The sequence below is a fragment of the Nocardia asteroides genome (genome assembly GCF_900637185.1).
Classification (GTDB): Bacteria; Actinomycetota; Actinomycetes; order Mycobacteriales; family Mycobacteriaceae; genus Nocardia; species Nocardia asteroides.
On sequence record NZ_LR134352.1, the window covers coordinates 151,136 to 170,104 of the forward strand.

18 protein-coding genes are annotated in these 18,969 nt (G+C 70.5%); 4 read left to right on the forward strand and 14 right to left on the reverse strand.

All coding sequences use genetic code 11. The features are described from left to right. Positions 1-176: 176 nt before the first annotated feature. Positions 177-1,466: an isocitrate lyase gene (gene aceA, locus EL493_RS00815; protein WP_030201288.1), complete on the reverse strand. Its 1,290-nt coding sequence runs from the start codon at positions 1,464-1,466 to the stop codon at positions 177-179. A 522-nt stretch (positions 1,467-1,988) separates the two neighbouring features. Between aceA and EL493_RS00820 the strand changes: the two genes are divergently transcribed. Continuing rightward, the gene (locus tag EL493_RS00820) at positions 1,989-3,131 is read left to right on the forward strand and encodes a lipase family protein (protein ID WP_019049536.1); all 1,143 of its coding nucleotides are present in this window, start codon (positions 1,989-1,991) and stop codon (positions 3,129-3,131) included. Between the two features lie 47 nt (positions 3,132-3,178). Here EL493_RS00820 and puuE read toward each other — a convergent pair whose 3' ends face one another. From puuE to uraD, 10 genes are all read right to left on the reverse strand, one after another. Then, positions 3,179-4,078: an allantoinase PuuE gene (gene puuE, locus EL493_RS00825; protein WP_019049537.1), complete on the reverse strand. Its 900-nt coding sequence runs from the start codon at positions 4,076-4,078 to the stop codon at positions 3,179-3,181. After that, on the reverse strand, positions 4,075-5,052 hold the full coding sequence (gene alc / locus EL493_RS00830; protein WP_019049538.1) for an allantoicase: 978 nt from the start codon (positions 5,050-5,052) through the stop codon (positions 4,075-4,077). The genes puuE and alc overlap by 4 nt, the downstream gene beginning before the upstream one ends. 105 nt (positions 5,053-5,157) lie before the next feature. After that, on the reverse strand, positions 5,158-6,390 hold the full coding sequence (locus tag EL493_RS00835; protein WP_019049539.1) for a DUF6986 family protein: 1,233 nt from the start codon (positions 6,388-6,390) through the stop codon (positions 5,158-5,160). Further along, the gene (locus tag EL493_RS00840) at positions 6,387-9,371 is read right to left on the reverse strand and encodes a molybdopterin-dependent oxidoreductase (protein ID WP_019049540.1); all 2,985 of its coding nucleotides are present in this window, start codon (positions 9,369-9,371) and stop codon (positions 6,387-6,389) included. Before EL493_RS00840 ends, EL493_RS00835 begins: the two co-directional genes overlap by 4 nt. Next, entirely contained in the window at positions 9,368-10,315 is a 948-nt protein-coding gene (locus EL493_RS00845) for an NADP-dependent oxidoreductase (RefSeq protein ID WP_019049541.1), read from the reverse strand. Before EL493_RS00845 ends, EL493_RS00840 begins: the two co-directional genes overlap by 4 nt. 139 nt (positions 10,316-10,454) lie before the next feature. Next, positions 10,455-11,300 carry an FAD binding domain-containing protein gene (locus EL493_RS00850; protein WP_030201292.1) on the reverse strand — a complete coding sequence of 282 codons (846 nt, stop codon included), beginning with the start codon at positions 11,298-11,300 and terminating at the stop codon, positions 10,455-10,457. A 142-nt stretch (positions 11,301-11,442) separates the two neighbouring features. Beyond that, positions 11,443-12,822 carry an 8-oxoguanine deaminase gene (locus EL493_RS00855; protein WP_019049543.1) on the reverse strand — a complete coding sequence of 460 codons (1,380 nt, stop codon included), beginning with the start codon at positions 12,820-12,822 and terminating at the stop codon, positions 11,443-11,445. Continuing rightward, positions 12,810-13,700 carry a factor-independent urate hydroxylase gene (gene pucL / locus EL493_RS00860; RefSeq protein WP_019049544.1) on the reverse strand — a complete coding sequence of 297 codons (891 nt, stop codon included), beginning with the start codon at positions 13,698-13,700 and terminating at the stop codon, positions 12,810-12,812. The genes EL493_RS00855 and pucL overlap by 13 nt, the downstream gene beginning before the upstream one ends. 8 nt (positions 13,701-13,708) lie before the next feature. Further along, positions 13,709-14,026 (reverse strand): hydroxyisourate hydrolase, encoded by a 318-nt coding sequence (gene uraH / locus EL493_RS00865; protein ID WP_019049545.1) that lies wholly within the window; start codon positions 14,024-14,026, stop codon positions 13,709-13,711. Further along, positions 14,023-14,517: a 2-oxo-4-hydroxy-4-carboxy-5-ureidoimidazoline decarboxylase gene (gene uraD, locus EL493_RS00870; protein WP_019049546.1), complete on the reverse strand. Its 495-nt coding sequence runs from the start codon at positions 14,515-14,517 to the stop codon at positions 14,023-14,025. The genes uraH and uraD overlap by 4 nt, the downstream gene beginning before the upstream one ends. 126 nt (positions 14,518-14,643) lie before the next feature. On the opposite strand from uraD, the gene EL493_RS00875 reads away from it, so the two are divergent. The 3 genes from EL493_RS00875 (at position 14,644) to EL493_RS00885 (ending at position 17,478) form a co-directional block, all read left to right on the forward strand. Beyond that, the gene (locus tag EL493_RS00875) at positions 14,644-15,240 is read left to right on the forward strand and encodes a nucleotidyltransferase family protein (RefSeq protein WP_051719412.1); all 597 of its coding nucleotides are present in this window, start codon (positions 14,644-14,646) and stop codon (positions 15,238-15,240) included. Positions 15,241-15,284: 44 nt separating this feature from the next. Beyond that, on the forward strand, positions 15,285-16,271 hold the full coding sequence (locus EL493_RS00880) for an XdhC family protein (protein WP_019049548.1): 987 nt from the start codon (positions 15,285-15,287) through the stop codon (positions 16,269-16,271). Positions 16,272-16,464: 193 nt separating this feature from the next. Then, a complete protein-coding gene (locus EL493_RS00885; protein WP_022566154.1) occupies positions 16,465-17,478 on the forward strand; it encodes an alpha/beta hydrolase in 1,014 nt (337 codons plus the stop codon). Positions 17,479-17,544: 66 nt separating this feature from the next. Here EL493_RS00885 and EL493_RS00890 read toward each other — a convergent pair whose 3' ends face one another. From EL493_RS00890 to EL493_RS00900, 3 genes are all read right to left on the reverse strand, one after another. Continuing rightward, a complete protein-coding gene (locus EL493_RS00890; RefSeq protein WP_074965382.1) occupies positions 17,545-18,144 on the reverse strand; it encodes a TetR/AcrR family transcriptional regulator in 600 nt (199 codons plus the stop codon). A 171-nt stretch (positions 18,145-18,315) separates the two neighbouring features. Continuing rightward, positions 18,316-18,672, reverse strand: a complete 357-nt coding sequence (locus EL493_RS00895) for a DUF3349 domain-containing protein (protein ID WP_051719449.1) — start codon at positions 18,670-18,672, stop codon at positions 18,316-18,318. A gap of 11 nt (positions 18,673-18,683) precedes the next feature. Then, positions 18,684-18,965, reverse strand: a complete 282-nt coding sequence (locus EL493_RS00900; protein ID WP_019049552.1) for a hypothetical protein — start codon at positions 18,963-18,965, stop codon at positions 18,684-18,686. Positions 18,966-18,969 lie beyond the last annotated feature (4 nt).

Here is an 18,969-nt window from a genome sequence, read left to right on the forward strand (position 1 = left end):
GGTGAGTTACCCGGCCCTCACGAAATCAGTTGTCGCCTACCGAAACGTCAACGATAGGCGAATGGAGACTCATGTTATGGAGTTGCCCTCCTCGCCGAGGGCTGTTCGGCGAGGAGGGCGTACACCCCTACCGGAGTAGAGGATTGGTGTTGCTACTCAGAGCAACCCCGCGGGGATCAGTGGAACTGACCCTCTTCGGTGGAGCCCTTCAGCGCGGCCGTCGAGGTGTTGGGGTCGACGGTGGTGGCGATGGTGTCGAAGTAACCGGCACCCACCTCACGCTGGTGCTTGATGGCGGTGAAGCCACGCTCGGCGGCGGCCTTGAACTCGCGCTCCTGCAGGTCGACGAACGCGGTCATGCCCTCGCGGGCGTAGCCGTGCGCCAGGTCGAACATGCCGTAGTTCAGCGAGTGGAAGCCGGCCAGGGTGATGAACTGGAACTTGAAGCCCATCGCGCCGAGCTCACGCTGGAACTTCGCGATGGTCGCGTCGTCCAGGTGCGCCTTCCAGTTGAACGAAGGCGAGCAGTTGTAGGCCAGCAGCTGGTCCGGGAACTCGCTGCGGACGGCCTCGGCGAACTTGCGCGCGACCTCGAGGTCCGGCACACCGGTCTCCATCCAGATGAGGTCGGAGTACGGGGCGTAGGCCTTGGCACGCGCGATGCAGGGCTCGATGCCGTTCTTCACGCCGAAGAAGCCCTCGGCGGTACGGGTGCCGTCCAGGAACTCACGGTCGCGCTCGTCCACGTCGGTGGTGAGCAGGGTGGCGGCCTCGGCGTCGGTGCGGGCGATGATCACCGACGGCACGCCGGCGACGTCGGCGGCCAGGCGCGCGGAGGTCAGGGTGCGGATGTGCTGCTGGGTGGGGATCAGCACCTTGCCACCGAGGTGGCCGCACTTCTTCTCCGAAGCCAGCTGGTCCTCCCAGTGGACACCGGCGGCACCAGCGGCGATCATCGCCTTCTGCAGCTCGTAGGCGTTCAGCGCGCCACCGAAGCCGGCCTCGGCGTCGGCCACGATCGGGGCCAGCCAGTTGGCGACCGAGGTGTCACCCTCGACCTTGGAGATCTCGTCGGCGCGCAGCAGCGCGTTGTTGATGCGACGGACCACCGACGGGACCGAGTTCGCCGGGTACAGCGACTGGTCGGGGTAGGTGTGGCCGGACAGGTTCGCGTCACCGGCGACCTGCCAACCCGACAGGTAGATGGCCTTCAGGCCGGCGCGGACCTGCTGCACGGCCTGGTTACCGGTGAGGGCACCGAGGGAGTTGATGTAGTCCTCGTTGTTGACGAGGTCCCACAGGATCTCGGCACCACGACGGGCGAGGGTGTGCTCCTCGACGACGTTGCCCTGCAGGGCGACGACCTGCTCGGCGGTGTAGTTGCGGGTGATGCCCTTCCAACGGGGGTTGGTGTCCCAGTCGTTCTGGATCTCCGCAGCGGTCTTCGGGGTGCCGACAGTCGACATCTCTGACTCCACTTCCTCGGTGTGGTCGGTGCTCCAGCGGTGCGTGCCGTGAATCAACCGGTGGCTGAACGCTTTCGGTTGCGCGACTCGTACTACTGGTGCAATTTGCAGGCTTGCTAGGACTAGCCAGTGCCTGAGGGGTGTACTTCCACACGATGGCACACCAGGAAATAGCCGTCTACCTGTTGCTTATGTGAATCTCAGCTAGGTTTGCCGCCGCGTTTGCTAACTTTGCGAAATTTGCGGGCTAATTGCAAGCACCCGCCCTACCGACCGGTAGCGCTGACCAGGAGTTTTAGCATAACGCCCGTACTGTTAGCGCTGCCCGCCCGGGTGCCGCCCGACACGCCCAACTCTTCCACCATGTGACCTGTTTCACACACCACGCCGGGCGGTAATGGTGTGCGTGTCGTCACTGGATCGGGCGATCGGCTACCTGTCGTGCCCGCGCACCCCGGACCGCCCGTCGTCCTGGACACTCGTCCGTGTAGACGAGAGGGTGTGCGCATGAGGATTTCGAGGATGGCGACCGGGTCGAAGGTCGCGCTGACGGCGATCGTCGCCGCGGCGGCACTGGGGCTGGTCCCCGCGGCGGCGAACGCGCAGCCGGGGCAGGCGGGCACCGTCGTCGGCGTGGAGGCGTTGCCTGCGGCGGCGCAGATGCCAGGGGCGGCCCACGGTGAGCGGCTGCTGTACCGCTCGACCACCGCGGGCGACCAGCCGACCACCACCAGCGCGGCGGTGTACTTCCCGGCGGGCGCGGCGCCCGCGGGCGGCTGGCCGGTGATCGCGTGGGCGCACGGCACCGTCGGCCTCGGCGACGACTGCGCCTACAGCGTGGCCGGGCCCGCCGCGGTCGAGCGCGACCAGGCCTACCTCGGCACCTGGCTGAGCCAGGGCTACGCGGTCGTGGCCGCCGATTACGCCGGCCTGGGCGGCCCGGGCGAGCACCCGTACCTGAACGGCGTGGTCGAGGCCCACAACGTGGTCGACGCGGTCAAGGCGGCCACCGCGCGGTACCCGTCGCTGTCGCCGAAGTGGGCCGTGGTCGGCCAGTCCCAGGGCGGCGGCGCCGCGGTGTTCACCGCGCGCTACGCCACCGAGTTCGGCGGTCCCGAGCTCGACTACCGGGGCGCGGTCGGCACCGGCGTGCCCGCCTACATCGAGGACGTGGCCCAGCTGATCGGTCCCGGCATGCCGCCGGTCGCGCTGAGCTCGCACCTGTCGGCCTATGTGCTCTACATCCTCAACGGCCTGCGCACCACCTTCCCCGAACTCGGCGTCGACGGCCTGCTCACCGACACCGGCCGTGCCTGGGTGGAACGCGCGAAGACCGCGTGCATCGGCCCGCTCGGTGACGAACTCGCCGCCGCGAAGCCGAGCGTCGGCAGCATGTTCGCGCGCCCGCTCGCGTCGATCCCCGACCTGAACGGGCTGCTCACCCGCTACATGGGGCTGCCCGAGTCCGGCTACGACCGTCCGCTGTTCCTGGGCCAGGGCCTCTACGACACCGATGTCGTCACCCCGGCGACGCTGCGGTTCGCCTCGGTCCTCGAGGCCGGTGGCGAGCCGGTCACCGTGCGCACCTATCCGACCGACCACGACGGCGCCGTCAACGCCTCCCTGGTCGACTCCCTGCCGTTCGTCCGCGCCCTCTTCGCCTGAGCAGCGGGAATCCGGCCCCGCACCCGTTCGGTGTGGGGCCGGGCCGCTCACAGCAGCGGTGGATGCACCTTGCGCCAGTGTTCGGCGATCTCGATGCGCCGGGCGATCCAGACCCCGTCGTTCGTCTGTACGTGGTCGAGAAAACGTTCCAGTGCGGCGGTACGCGCCGGTCGACCGGCCAGGCGGCAGTGCAGACCGATCGACAGCATCTTCGGGCTGCCCTCGGCCCCTTCGCGATACAGCACGTCGAAGGCGTCGCGCAGGTGGGCGAAGAACTCGTCGCCGTTGGCGAAACCGGCCGGGGACGCGTAGCGCATGTCGTTGGTGTCGAGGGTGTACGGGACGACGAGGTGGTCGTGGCCCTGTACCCGGGTCCAGTACGGCAGGTCGTCGGCGTAGGAGTCCGAGTCGTAGACGAACCCGCCGTGCTCGACCACCAGTTCCCTGGTGCTGGGCGAATCCCGGCCGGTGTACCAGCCCAGCGGCGGCGCCCCGGTGAGCTCGGTGAGCACGCGGACCGCCTCGGCCATGTCGGCGCGCTCGTCCGCGCGCTCGACGAGCTGATACGACTTCCACTGCAACCCGTGGCACGCGATCTCGTGGCCCAGTTCCCGGAAGGCCGCCACCGCTTCGGGATTGCGCCGCATGGCCCGTGCCACCGCGAAGACGGTGAGCGGCAGGTCGCGCCGCTCGAAGGCCCGCAGCACCCGCCACAGTCCGGCGCGGGACCCGTACTCGTACAGCGATTCCATGCTCATGTGCCGATTGGGGAACGCCTCGGCCGGGGTCATCTCGGACAGGAACGTCTCCGAATGCGGCGACCCGTCCAGGACGTTGTTCTCCCCGCCCTCTTCGTAGTTCAGGACGAACTGCACGGCGATACGGGCCTCGCCGGGCCAGCGCGGGTCCGGCGGGTTGGGCCCGTAGCCGACGAAGTCGCGCGTCATGCGCCCAGCTCCCCGAACAGCCGCAGCCGGGCGAGCCCCCCGTCGGGATAGATGTCGAGCCGGACCTCCTCCACCGAGGCGGCCGCCGGTGTCAGCGGGAAGCGGTGCCGGGTGTCGGGCAGCAGATCCGTGCGTGGCAGCAGCTCGACTTCGGTGCCGTCGGTGGTGAATCCGGTGAGCGCGGCCGCGCCGGGGCTGTTACCCAGGAAGCAGGACGTGTCGATCTCGGCCAGCCGGATAGCGCCGGGACCCGCGAGTTTGATACGCACCCAGTCGTTTCCGTCGTCGCGACGGCGGGCAGTCTCCCAGCCGTCGCCCATCACCCGGGCCAGGCCGGGATAGAGCAGCTGGTTGGGCGAGGAGTAGAAGCGGTTGGAGCAGTCCAGGACCAGGGCGCCGTTCTCCAGCGCGGCCAGGTCGAGCAGGCCCAGGCCGAGCAGCGCGGGATCGGGCCTGCCCTCGCCGTGTACGCGCAGCCGGGCGACGCCGCCGTCGGGGTGCATGGTGAGTTTGACGTGGGTCCAGCGGTGCTCGCTGTCGACGGTGAACGGATTGCGGCTGTCCCCGCCGACCTTCACCCGGTCGAGCAGCGTCACCCAGTCGGTGCGGGCCGCGATCTCGTCCGCGGGCGGATAACCCTCGACCGCCAGCGCCGCCAGCGACACCTCCGGCGGATAGTTGCCCTTGAACCATGCCGTGTCGACCACCACGCCACGAATCACCCCGGCGACGCCGAGCCGCACGATCGCGCTGTCGTCACCCGGCCTGCCGCGATGCCTGCGGGTCTCCCAGCCGTCGTACACCTGTCCCTTGTGCCCGAACGTGGCCGGCCGATAATCGGCCGGACCCGGGTTGACCAGGTTCTCCTTCTCCGCGAAGAACTCGTCGTTCGCCCAGATCACCGATCCGCCGAGGGGTCGGACCGCCAGATCGGGCAGCAGGGTGAAGTCCTCGCCGCCGTGCTGTTCGCTCACCGTGTCTCCTCTACCTCCGGTGCCGGGGCGGATCGCCCGGCCGGCACCACGTCGTTGTCCTCGGCCGCCGCGGACCCGGGACGACCTGTCTCGTGTGGCCGCCCGTCACGGCTCGTCCGCAGGCAGGGCGCGGCGAGCCGCCAGGGCCGCGAGCACCGGCACCGCCAATTCCGGAGCGCGCGCGACGAGTTCGTCCTCGTCGACCGCGCCGCAGCGCAACCCGCGCAGGACCGTCGTCGCCAGCGCCTCGGCCGTGGCGGGCTCGTCGACCACACCCTCCGACCGCCGCGCCAGGTAGGCCCGCAGGCGCGGGACGGCGACCTCGGTGGCGGCGCGGAAGAAGTCGTAGGTCGCCAGCCAGCGGGTGACGAGGTGGCCTGGGTGCATGTCCCAGCCCTGGTAGTAGCCGCGGCGCAGGGCCCGCTCGACCAGGCGATGGTGGTTGCGCAGGGCCGCTTCGGGATCGGTGTCCGGGACGATCTGGGTGGAACCGTCGCAGATCCACACCCCGGTCTGCGCGGCGGCGACCTGCATGACCGCCTTGGCGTGGTCGGCCGCCGGGTGGTCGAGCGCCTGGTCGGTGGCGGCGACGCCGCACGCGGCGGTGTAGTCGTAGGTGCCGAAATGCAGTGCGCCGCAGCGTCCGCCGGCCAGGGTGATCATCCGGGCGATCGGCGCGGTGCCGTCCGGGGCGATGATCGCCTGCGGGCTCTCGATCTGCAGTTCGAAGCGCAGCGTGTGATCGGGCAGGCCGTAACCGCTCTCCAGCCCGGAGCAGATGTCGACCAGTGCCGCAACCTGTTCGGCCGCGCGGATCTTCGGCACCGTGAAGACGAAACCGTCCGGCACGCCGCCCATCGCCTCGATGACCAGGTCGAGGGTGCGCAGCGCGCGCCTGCGTTCGCCGGCCGCCAGGCCCTTGATCCGCACGCCGAACGAGGTGGGCGCGCCCGGCTGCCCGGCCCAGCTACCGAGGGCCTTGCCCGCGGCGGTCGCGGCGGCGTCCTCCTCGTCGTCGGCGCGGAAGCCGTAGCCGTCCTCGAAGTCGATGCGCAGGTCCTGCACCGGCCGCTCGGCGAGGCGGCGCCGGACGGCGGGCAGCGCGCCGGTTGCGTCGAGCCCGACGAGGAAGTCGGCGTGCCGGTGCAGCAGGTCGAGGGCGGCGGCGCCCCAGTCGGCGGGGGTGTCGGCGGTGGCGCGGTCGGCGCCGACGTAGGCGGTGTGCACCGGCTGGATGCGGTCGCCCGCGCCCGGGTAGCGGGTGCGCAGGGCGGCGTCGACGGTGTCGAGGTTGGCCTCGATACGGGCGCGAATGTGTTCGGGCAGATGGGAGCTCACCCGGCGGCTCCTTTCTCGATGGCCCGCCACACGCGGTCGGCGGTCATCGGCAGTCGGTCCGGCCGGATACCGACGGCGTCGCGGATCGCGTTCGCCAGCGCCGGTGCCACCGGGTTGTAGGGGGACTCACTCATCGATTTGGCACCCAGCGGGCCCAGCTCGTCACTGGTTTCGGCGAAATACACCTCGGTGCGGGGCAGATCCGCGAACTGCGGCACGTGATAGTGCCGCAGGGTCCTGGTGGTCACCACGCCCCGCTCGGTGCGCATCTCCTCGTAGAGCGCGGTGCCGAGCGCCTGGGCGACGCCGCCTTCCACCTGGCCGCGCAGCTGCACCGGATTGAGGACGGTCCCGGCGTCGGCCACCTGCACCGATTGCAGGATCCGCACCGCGCCGGTGGCGGGCCGCACCGCCACCCGGAAGGCGTGCACATTGAAACTCACCGAGCGTGGCGTGCCCGCGTGGGTGCCGTGCGCGATCAGCTCACCGTCGGCGAGCAGCTGGGCGGCGGTGAGCAGCTCGTCACCGCAGCGCACGCCGTCGGCTTCCAGTACGCACTCGCGTTCGGGATGGCCGCTGACCTTCGCCGCCCGCGCCAGCAGCATGGCGTGTAGTTCCAGCGCCGCGGCGTAGGCGGCCTTGCCCGCGACCATCGTGCCGGTGGAGCCGAAGGCGCCGGTGTCGTGGCCGACGACGTCGGTGTCGGACTGGCGGATCCGGATCCGGTCGGCGGTGGTGGCGAGCGCGGTGGCCGTCAGCTGGGCGTGGACCGTGGTGGTGCCATTGCCGAATTCCGCCGTGCCGACGCCGATTTCGTAGGACCCGTCGGCGCGCAGCCGGGCGGTGGCGTCGGCGTGGTGACCGCGCGGCGGCACGGTGGCGATCATCGCCACGGCCATGCCCTCGCCGACCCGCCAGTCCGGGCCCGGCGCGGTGACGCCGTTGCCCCGGCGCAGCGCGTCCTGGGCGGTGTCGAGGCACTGGTCCAGGCCGTAGCTGCCGAAGGTCAGGTCGCCCTCGTCGACCTCGGCGCCGGTGAATCGGTCGCCCGGGACCACCACATTGCGGCGGCGGAACTCGAACGGATCCAGGTCGAGGGCCCGCGCCAGCTCGTCGATCGCCGATTCCACCCCGAAGATCACCTGGCCGAGGCCGTAGCCGCGGAAGGCCCCGGAGGGCACGTTGTTGGTGTACACCGCCTGCGCGTCGACCCGCTTGTTCGGGCACCGGTACACCGCGACAGATTCGCCGACGGCGTGGAACATCACCCCGCCACTGTGATTGCCGTAGGCGCCCGCGTCGACCAGCACGTCCACCGCGAGCGCGGTCAGGAGGCCCGCCGCGTCGGCGGCCGCGGTGACCGCGACCCGCATCGGGTGGCGGCAGGTGGCGGAGGTGAATTCGTCGGTGCGGGTGAACTCGTACTGCACGGGATGCCCGGTCCGCAGCACGGCCAGCGCGATCAGGTCCTCGGCCAGCATCTCCTGCTTGGCCCCGAAACCGCCGCCCACCCGGGTGGCGAACACCCGCACGCGATCCCGGTCGAGCCCGAAGACGTGGCACAGTTCGTCGCGCACCAGGAACGGCACCTGGGTGCTGGACCGCACCACCAGCCTGCCCGCGTCGTCGAGCCAGCCGACGCCGCCGTGCGTCTCCAGATGCACGTGCTGCACGCGCGGCGAATGCCACACGCCACTGACGACTTTCGCCGCTCCCGCCATACCCGCCTCGAAATCGCCGACACCGCCGTGGATCTCGGCGACCAGATTGCGGTCGCGGTCGGCTATGCGCGCCGAATCGGGCTTGTCGCCGTGCAGCTTCGGCGCCTCGGGCGCCAGTGCCGTCTCGGGCTCGAAAACCGCGGGGAGCAGCTCGTACTCGACCCGCAGCGCCCTGATGCCGGCGCGCGCCGCGGCGAGGGTCTCCCCCACGACGGCGGCCACTCGCTGCCCGGCGAAGCGCACTGTCCGGTCGAGGACGAAGGTGTCGTCAGGGTCGTCCTCCCGCAGCTCGTGCCGACCGGTCGAGAACGGGGTGGCCGGGGAGTCCTCGGCGGTCAGCACCAGCCGCACCCCCGGAACAGCCTGCGCCGCAGCGGTATCGATCGCGACGACGCGGGCATGCGGATGCGGGCTGGCGAGCACCGCCAGATGCCACGGCGCCACCGGCGGCATCCGCTCCCCGGCCCCCGGCACCACATCCAGCGTGAACGCCTCGGCGCCCCGCACGATCCGCCCACCCGCGGGCGCCCGCACCCCGTCCCCCACCTGCCCGGCCCGGTACTTCCGCCGCATCACCCCACCCACCCGCGCAGCGGCCTCCCGCACCGCTGCCTCGCCCACCTCCGGCCCGGCCGTGGCCCCGGCGGTGGTCCGCTCCCCTTCCGTAGCGCTCCCCACGTACGACTCCGCGCCGGGACCTTCCGCGACCGGCGCGGAGCCTTCCCGCGCCGCGTCGTCTTCGCGGGGAGCGCTCGGTAAACCTCCGGTTCGGTCGCTCGGCGGCGCGGCGGATGTCGCGACGTCCTCGCTCTGGGTACTTGTCCACAGTGGTCCACAGGACGCGAGCGCGTCGGCGATGGCGCGGTATCCCGTGCAGCGGCAGAGATTGCCCTTCATCAGCTCGGCGCCCGACCCATCGTCTCGGGCAGCGGCCAATCCCGATACGGTCACCACCATTCCCGCTGTGCAGAAACCACATTGGAACCCTGCGTGCTCGACGAACCCGCGCTGCACCGGGTTCGGCTCGTCGGGGGTGCCGAGCCCGGCGGCGGTGGTGACCTGGCGATCGGCCGCGCGGTGGGCGGGGATCAGGCAGGAGTGCACGGGCGCGCCGTCGAGCAGGACCGAGCAGGCGCCGCAGTCGCCGGAATCGCAACCCTTCTTGACCGCGAGCACACCCTGTTCGCGCAGCAGGGTGCGCAGGCATTGCCCGGGGCGCGGGGTCACCTCGCGGGCATCGCCGTCGACGTCGATCCTCATGAACCACCTCCTGGTGCCGTGGTCAGCACGAGCCGGCCGCGCAGGCCGCCCTCGGCGAGACGATGGTGAGCGGTGACCGCCTGGTCGAGGGGCAGGGTGCCTGCCACGCGCAGGGTGAGGTCGTAGCCGGCGAGCGTGGCCAGGGCGGCGCCGTCGGCGCTGATCCAGGTGTGGTGAACGCGGATGCCGCGCAGGGGAATCGGGTCGGCGCCACTGACGACGGTGACGAACGCGCCGCGATTGCGCACGGCGGCCAGCGCGACGGCGCCGAGGCCCGCGGTGTCGAGCACGGCGTCCACTCCGCCGGGCACCAGCGCGCGCACCGCCTCGGCCAGATCGGGGATCGTCCGCGACACCACCGCGTCGGCGCCGAGCCCGCGCACGAAACCGGCATCGGCGTCCGCCACCTGCGCGATGACCCGCACGCCGCGCCACCGCGCCGCGATCTCCACCGCGAACCCGCCGACCGCCCCGGCGGCGCCGGTGACCAGCAGCGTGTCGCCCGCGTCGAGATCGAGCTGATCGAGCGCCTGGAACGCGGTGAGCCCGTTCAGCGGCAGCGTGGCCGCCTCGACCGGCGAGCGTCCGGCCGGTGCCGCCGCCACCGCCGCGGCGTCGAGCACCAGGTAGTCGGCGTAGCTGCCCAGCGAGCGGTCGAGCAGGTCGCGCAGCCCGATCACCCGCTGCCCCACCGCGAACCCGGTCACCCCGGCGCCGACCGCGTCGACCTCACCCGCCACGTCCCAGCCGATCCCGGTCACCGCGCGCGGCGCCATCAGCCCGGCCTCGACCAGGAGTCCGGCCCTGGTGACCGCGTCGACCGGATTCACCGCCGCCGCCGCGACCCGGATCCGGACCTGTCCCGGCCCCGGCACGGGGACCGCGACGTCGACGAGTTCGAGTGCTTCCGGTCCGCCGAAGGTGTGGACGACCACTGCGCGCATGCTGAGTTCTCTCTCTTCCGTAGGTACATCGAACCTAGGGAGAGCTACTCTCTATCGGGAAGTACGCACCCGGAAGTGCGTACCGCACGCGAGGGAGAGCGCTGAGCAAGCGCGCCGACTACGACGCCCGGGTCTGAGTTCACGACAACCCCCTGAGTTCGGCGGCCACCTCGGCGGCCAGCAGGCCGGTGACATGCGCGCGCCAGTCGGGCGCGCCGTGCGGGTCGTCGAACCACAGTTCCGGTTCGAGTTCGGCCAGCGCGACGGCGAGGTCGAACTCTGCCGGTGCGCAGTCGAAATCGAGGACGACGGGTCGCACGGTCGACGCGGTGACGGTGATCGCGCACCGGCCGCCCGGCTCCCGCCTGCCCATCACGACCGCGCCCGATCGCCCGAGCGGCGCCAGCGCGATCTTGCGGAAACTCGTGCGCGACAACAGGCTCGCGGTCGGCACCAGGAACGAGCGGACCACCGCCCCGGTGGCGAGGATGTTCTCCCCCGGACCGGTCACGAAGTCGCGCAACGGAATCGATCGTTCACCACCGCCGCGCGGCCAGATCACCACCGTCGCGTCCAGTGCGACCAGCGCGCCGAGCACCGCGCCCGCGGGCAGCGACAGGCACACATTGCCGCCGACGGTGGCGGTACGCCAGATCTTGTGCGAGGCCAGCAGTGCCCGGCAGGACAGGGCGAACAGGGCGGTGCCCGGCCAGTCCGGCCGCATCGTCGCCATCCCGAGCTCGCGGCCGGGACCGGCCCCGGCGAATTCGGCCAGGGTGCAGGTGGCGGCGATTTCCAGGCCATCGGGATGCGCGCGCAGCGCGGGCCAGCCGAGGGTGGTGATGTCGATCAGCCGGTCCAGCCGGTCCTGCGGCTCGGAGAACAGGAAGGTACCGCCTGCCAGCACCGCCGTACTCGCGCCGACCTGGGCCAGGTCGGCGCGTTCGCGGGCGAGGACCACCTCCCGGACAGTGTCAAGATCCACGTTCACCTCGCTTACCTCACCAGCCACAGTAGGGGCCGGGAGTTGCCACGATGTTGCGCGACACCCGCCCGAGATTGCGCGGCGGTTAACCGGTGCACGTCCTCCAGTGTGCGCCGAAACGGCAGCTCAGCGCACCCGGCGCTCAGGCGCCCGCGAGCAGCGCGGCCTGGGCGTCGGCGACGTCGGCGCCCGCCTCCGCCTCGTCCACCGTGGTGACCACGCCGTCGCGCACCACCTCACGCCCGTTCACCCACAGCGCGGCCAGTGGCGGCGCCGACCCGAGCACCAGCGCGACGACCGGGTCCTCGATGCCCGCGTGCGCGGGGGTGTCCAGCCGCCACAGCGCCAGGTCGGCCAGCTTGCCGGGCTCGATGGAGCCGATCTCGTCGGCCCGGCCGAGCACCCTGGCCCCGCCCATCGTCGCCAGTTCCAGCGCCGCCCGCACGGTCATGGCGCGCGGTCCGCCGACCGCCCTGGCGTACAGCAGGGCGTTGCGGGGTTCCTCGAGCATCGAGCTGGACTCGTTGCTGGCCGCGCCGTCCACGCCGAGGCCCACGGGCACCCCGGCGGCCACCAGATCGGCCGTGCGCGCGATCCCTGCCCCGAGCCTGCCGTTGGAGGTGGGACAGTGCGCCACGCCCGTGCCCGTGCGCGCCATCGCGGCGATCGCGGGATCGTCGAGGTGTACGGCGTGGGCGTACCAGACGTCCTCGCCCAGCCAGCCCAGCCGCTCCATGTACTGCGCGGGCGTGCAGCCGAAGCTGTCCAGGCAGAAGTCCTGCTCGTCGACGGTCTCGGCGAGGTGGGTGTGCAGCCGCACCCCGGCCGACCTGGCCAGCGCCGCCGATTCCCGCATCAGGTCGGCGGTCACCGAGAACGGCGAGCACGGCGCGAGCGCGACCCGCACCATCGCGTCGAACCCGGCATCGTGCCACTGCTCGATCGCCGCGTTGCTCGCGGTCAGGATGTCGTCGATCGACTCGACCACCTCGTCGGGCGGCAGCCCGCCCTGGCTCTGCCCGAGGTCCATCGACCCGCGCGCCGGATGGAACCGCAGCCCTACCGTCGTGGCTGCCCCGATCTCGGCCGCGAGCAGGTCACCGCCGCCGCTGGGGAACACGTAGTGATGGTCGGAGGTGGTGGTGCAGCCGCTGCGGGCCAGCGAGACGAGCGCGCCGGTCGCCGCCACCCGCACCGACTTCTCGTCGATCCGCGCCCACACGGGGTACAGCGTGGTGAGCCATTCGAACAGCGTGTTGTCGGCGGCCAGGCCACGGGTGATCCACTGGTACAGGTGGTGGTGGGTGTTCACCAGACCGGGGGTGAGCACGCAGCCGCGCCCGTCGACGCGCGGCACCCCGGGCCCCAGCGCGGGCGGCCGGCCCGCGCCGAGCGCCTCGATCCGGTTGCCGCGCACCGTGACCCAGCCGTCGCGGTATTCGGTGCCCGCCGCGTCGACGGTCACCACCGCGCAGCCCGAGATCAGCAGATCCGGCTCGTCCGCCGGGCTCACGGCTGCCATGCGATCCCCGCCTCCGGCGCGTCGGCGCGTTGCAGCGTCGCGTGGATGGAACCGTAGGGACGGTCGGCGGCCAGGAAGACCTCGCCCTCGTTCGCGATCCCGAACCGGGCCAGGTCGTATTCGAAATGGTGCTTGTTCGGCGCCGACAGCCGGATCTCGGCGAGCACCGGAAACCGTTCCAGCACCGCCGAACCCATGGCGTACAGCGTCTGCTGCAAGGCCTTGGAGTAGGTGGTCGCGAAGAGTTCGAGCAGGGTGGCGCGCACACCGGCGTAGACCGCGTCCCAGTCGACCCCGTCGATCTCGGCGAACCGCCACCGCACGATCAGCGAGGTGGCGAGCACCCGATCGTCGGTGGGCTCCAGGGTGGTGAACTCGTCGGTGCGGAACCCGGCGAACTCCGAGCCGGTCGACTTGAGCACCACCAGATCCTTGATCCCGCCGATCACCCAGGTCCGCTCCGCGACCGTGACGGCCACCGTGCGCACCTCCGGCCCCTGCCGCACCCAGGTGTGGTCGTGTTCGGAACCGTTGACCGAAACTCGCTGCCAGCCAAAGGAATCCACATCGACGCGCGCACTGGTCACCGGTTCCACGGTGTCGGTGAAATGTCGCGCGAGGGCGATCGCGTAATCCTCGAGCGTATCCAGCCCCGGCTGCCGAGCGAAGGCGAAAGCGGTGTTCTTCTGGGTGTCGGTCGGCAGGACATTGCCCTGCTCGCCCTCGATATAGGCCGCCGCGAAATCACCGCGCAGGGTGGTCGAGACATTCACATCGCGAATCTCGTGCCGGGCGCTCTGTTTGCGGAAACGCACGATCCGGTTCTCGGACTTGCCATAGCTGTTGTCGGTCAACACGATCGGACCACGCAATGCCATCTCGGCGCTCAGCTCCCTCGATAGGTGGAATAGGCGAACGGCGACAACAGCAGCGGCACATGCAGATGCGACTGCCCGGCCACCGTGAAGGCGACACACACCTCGGGATAGAAGGTCTCGACACCCTGGGCGGCGAAATAGCTGCCGGTATCGAAGAACAACCGGTAATCACCCGGATTCAGGCCTGCGGCAAGCTCTTTCACCCGGCCGTCGGCATCGGTCAGCGCCTCGGTGAGCCGTTGATCCCCACGCGTGAGCCAGACGGCGACGCCCGCGGCGGGCACGCCGCGCACGGCGTCGAGCACGTGCGTGCTCAGCCCGGTCACGACGACGCCACCAGGCGCGCCAGGCGCAGCCGGTTGATCTTCGCCAATTCGGTTCGCATGATCTGCCTTTCGGTCGACGGATCGTTGGCCAGGCGCCTCCGCAGGACGGCGAGCAACTCCGCGCCGTCGCGTCCCGCCGCGCAGACCAGATAGAGATGGCCGAACTTCGCCTCGTAGGCGCGATTACCCTCGGCCAGCGCGGCGGCGATCTCGGCGCCGCGCACCCCGGCCTGCTCGCGGGCCGAGGCCGCCGAGGTCGGCCGGTCCCCGATCCGCGGGTGACCGGCCAGCGCGTCGTCGAGTTCGGTGTCGTCGAGCCGGGCGAGCATGGCGTCGGCGGCGGTGAGCAGCGTCTCGACGGTGGGATAGGGGCGCGCGGCGGCGACGGCCCGCGCCCAGCGCGGCACCGCGCAACAGGAGAGCAACGCCGACTCGGCGGCCCGCTCGGGCAGCGCGTTGAACTCCGCGAGGCCGATCGCTTCGCTCGTCATCGATCCAGCATCGCCCCATCGCGGCCGGGCCGCCACCGATGTGCACTCGGTCACGTCGGCGTGTCGTCGCCCTCGCGCTCCCCGGCCGTAATCGAGCGGCAACATTGCCTCATTACTTTCTGCGGCATGCCCCCGAACGACCCGCCCGCGCCCACGGCGTGCACGGGCATCGTCCTCGCGGCGGGCGCGGGCAGCCGCTACGGCAAACCCAAGGCACTCGCCGCCGACGGCGCCTGGCTGCGCGCGGCGATCGCCGCGCTGCGCGAGGGCGGCTGCGATCCGGTGATCGTTCTACTAGGCGCCACCGGACCCGATCCGGCGACCGTCGCACTGCCGCCGGGGACGGCGTGGCACTGGGTCGCGGACTGGGCCGTCGGCCTGTCGGCCACGGTGCGCGCCGGCCTGCGCGCGGCCGCCGCGGCGGGCACGCGCTATGTCGCGTTCCTGCCCGTCGACACCCCCGATATCGGCGCCCCGGTCGTCGCTCGGGTTCTCGCGGCGGCCCGGGCGAGCGAGAGCGGACTGGCACGTGGTGTGTTCTCCGACACACCTGGGCATCCCGCTGTGATCGAGAACAAGCACTGGGACGCCATTTTCCGCGAGCTCGAAGGGGATGCGGGAGCTGGTTCCTATTTGGGCGGGAGACAGGATATGGTGTGCGTCACGTGCGACGACTTGGCGACAGGGGCCGATCGCGATTTCCCGGAAGTCGGCGCACGGTGATCGGAGTTTGAGATATGCGCGATATCGTCGATGACCTTCTACGAGTGTGGCATTCGGGCCGAACCGGTGGCCTGGCCACCGTGGTCCGCACCATCGGCACCGACGCCATGCAGATCGGGTCGGCAATGCTCGTCACCCCCAACGGCGGAGTCTTCGGATCCATCGCGTCCGGACGGCTGGAGGAAACCGTCTACGCCGCCGCGCTGGAAGCCGCGCAGACCGGCATTCGGCAACTGCGCCGCTACAGCTTGATCACCGGAATGGAATCGGTCTCCGACGACGGTCAGCTCGTCGATATCTTCGTCGAACCGTTCTCCTGCCGCGATTTCCCCGAATTCCCCGCTATCGCCGCCGATATCCAGGCCCATCGCCGGGTCACCGTGTTCACCGTGGTCTGGAATCAGGATCCCGATGTCATCGGCCAGCATCTGGTCACCGATCGCAAGCACGCCACCGAACTCGTCGCCCTGCCGGAGTCGGATCTGTTCGTCGCTTCCTTCTGCCCGCCGCCGCGGCTGCTGATCTTCGGCGCCAACGCCTACGCCGCGACGCTGGCCGCGCAGGCGCGGATGATCGGTTATCAGGTCAGCATCTGCGATTCCCGCCCCGAGTTCGCCGATCCGGGCTCCTTCCCCGGCGCCGAGGTCGTCGTGGACTGGCCGCACCGCTACCTGAACACCCTCTCGGCCGCGGGTGAGATCGACGACACCACCGGCATCGTGGTGCTGGCCAACGAGCCGCGCTTCGAGATCCCGCTGCTCACCGTCGCGCTGCGGCTCCCGGAGCTGGGCTACCTGGCCGCGCTCGGCTCGCCCGCCGACCAGGCGCGCCGCCTCGACGACCTGCGGGCGGGTGGCTTCGACGAGCCGACCCTGGCCCGCCTGCACGTGCCCGCCGGGCTCGAATCCGGCCCGCGCACCCCGGCCGAGACCGCCGTCTTCGTCACCGCCGATTTCCTGGCCTCGCGCGCGGGCATGCGGCTGACCGCCCGCCGCGACTACGGTTCGGCGACGGTCGGCATGGCCATTTAGGACATTTACAACAAAACACTCGCTCGCGTTCACCGATAAATCTGAACCAGTAACGATTCTGTCGCAGCGGAGGACATAGAGTGTCGGAGGATCTGACAGCCCCGCGGCCGTCGAACACCCGATGTTCGGCCAAGGGGGGAAGCACTGCGATGACGAGGCCGACCGTGGCCCGTGGACTGGAACCGACTGTTCGATGAAGCTCTCTGCAACCCGTACCGTGGCCGCACTGCGCACCACCGCGCTGGCCCTGACCGCCGCGCTGTCGGTCGCCGTGATCGCCGGCGGCGCCGCATCGGCCGAACCCGAGAAGCCCTCGGCCGTGTCGTCCATCGTCAAGGACGGCCGGACCTGGCACCTGAAGGTGTACTCCGCGGCGATGAAGAAGGACATCACCGTCGACGTGCAGCGTCCGGTCGACGAGTCCAAGCCCGCCCCCAACCTCTACCTGCTCAACGGCCTCGACGCCGGTGAGGGCACCGCCAGCTGGGCCGCGCAGACCAACGCGCTCGGCTTCCTGGCCGACAAGCAGGTCAATGTCATCCAGCCGATCGGCGGCCGCGGCAGCTACTACGCCGACTGGCAGAAGGAAGACGCTCGCCTGGGCCTGAACAAGTGGAACACCTTCTTCACCCAGGAGCTGCCCCCGCTGCTCGACAGCACGCTCAACTCCACCGGCCTCAACTCGCTGGCCGGCCTGTCCACCTCCGGCACCTCGGTGCTGCAGCTGGCCGAGGCCAAGCCGGGCCTGTTCAAGTCCGTCGCCGCCTACTCCGGCTGCGCGCAGATCGCCGACCCCATGGGCAGGCAGTTCGTCAAGTTCTCCGTGGAGACCTGGGCGGGCGGCGACACCGAGAACATGTACGGCGCTGACAACGACCCGGCCTGGGTCGCCAACGACCCGGTCCTCAACGCCGAGAAGCTGCGCGGCACCAACCTCTACATCTCCAGCGGCAGCGGCCTGCCGGTGATGGAGGACGTGCGCTACTACACCGAGGGCAACGGCCCGATGGGCGTGGTCAACCTCGGCCTCGGCGTCGCGATCGAGGCCGCGACCAACGCGTGCACGCAGAACCTGAAGACCAAGCTGGACTCGCTGGGCATCCCGGCGACCTACATGTTCAACCCGGTCGGCACCCACTACTGGCCGTACTGGGAGCAGGCGCTGCACGAGTCGTGGCCGATGCTGGCCCAGGGCATGGGTATCTGATTCTCCGCAGAACCGAAAAGGGAGGCGTCCGATCGGACGCCTCCCTTTTTTCGTACGCGCGGACCGTCAGGTCGGCAATGCCGAGGGCCGCACCGAGAGCCCGGACCGGATGAAATAGGCGATCTCGTCGCAGATCTCGTCCACCGAGATCGCGTCGCCGGGCACCGTCGCGTGCACCATCTCCTGGGCCAGCGAATTCACCGCGCCGATCAGGGCGAGCGTGAACAGGTGCACGCTGCGCGATTCCGCCTCACCGCGCGCGGCGGCCCGCTGCGCTTCCCTGGCGAGCAGTCCCGACACCGAACGCCGCTGCGCGCGCCGCCATTCCTCCACGGCCGGGCTCACCCCCACCACTTCCACATAGAACACTCTGGCCGCGCGCCGGTCCCGGCAGGTCACCGCTAGAAAAGCGCGGAAACTCTCCACCACCCGCACCACCAGCGGCTGCTCACAGGTGCGTTCCAGCGCTTCGTCCACGCGCACCAGCGCCGCCGAGTTCAACCGGTCGACCAGGGCGATCAACAGCGCTTCGCGACTGCCGATGTCTTCGTAGAAACTGCGGGTCGACACATTCGCCGTCGCGCACAACCGTTCGATCGAGGTCGACGAATATCCCTGGGTACCGAATAGTTCCAATGCCGCGTCGGTCAACCTGCTGCGCCGCATGGCTACTCGCTGCTGGCGCGACAATCCACCGTAACTACGACCACTATCGGTTTTGTCCACACGCCGAACCACCCGTGCATGCTAGCGCGCGGCCGTCACGCATCCGGGCAAATCGGAAACTGCCGTTGCCGTCGATTCCATTGGCACAGCGTTATTGTCGCGCGGCGAAACTCAGTCCTGCTCGGCCGCCGGCTCACCGTCGTCGAGCGGCTCGGCCAGCGGCCAGCCACCGGCGGCCAGGTGCGAGGCCACCCGCGAGACATCGTCGGGCGCGGGCTGCTGCTTGGCGAAATCGGCGATGGCCGCCTCGATCTCGGCCTCGCTGATGGATTCGCGGTTCGGGTTGGCCTCGATCAGCTTCTCGCCGATCACCACCACCTCGTAGTCGGTGAGATGGCGGTGCAGTACCGCGAACAACGCCACATAGTCCGACTGCGGAATGCCCTGCGGATATCCCGCGCGCAGCCAGCCGAGGACCCGGGAGAGCAGATTGCCCCGGACGGGCGGGGTGGGAATCGGATCTGTCATCGCGTCCTCGCTCATGCTTGACCGAACAGGTGGATGCCGAACTGGTGGGCGATGAACGCCTTGGCGGTGAACAGGATCGCCGAGATCACCACCACCACGATCACGATCACGCACAGCAGCGCCCCCGCCAGCGCGACGTGGTTGCGCTGGACGTTGCCCTCGGCGTCGACAGTCTCGGCCCGGCCCCACCACCGCACCGCGAAGGCGAACACGGCGGGCACGCCCGCGCCGAAGACCAGGGCGGCGAGCACCACTTCCCACAGGGAACTCAGGTTGGTCATCACTGTGTGCATTCCG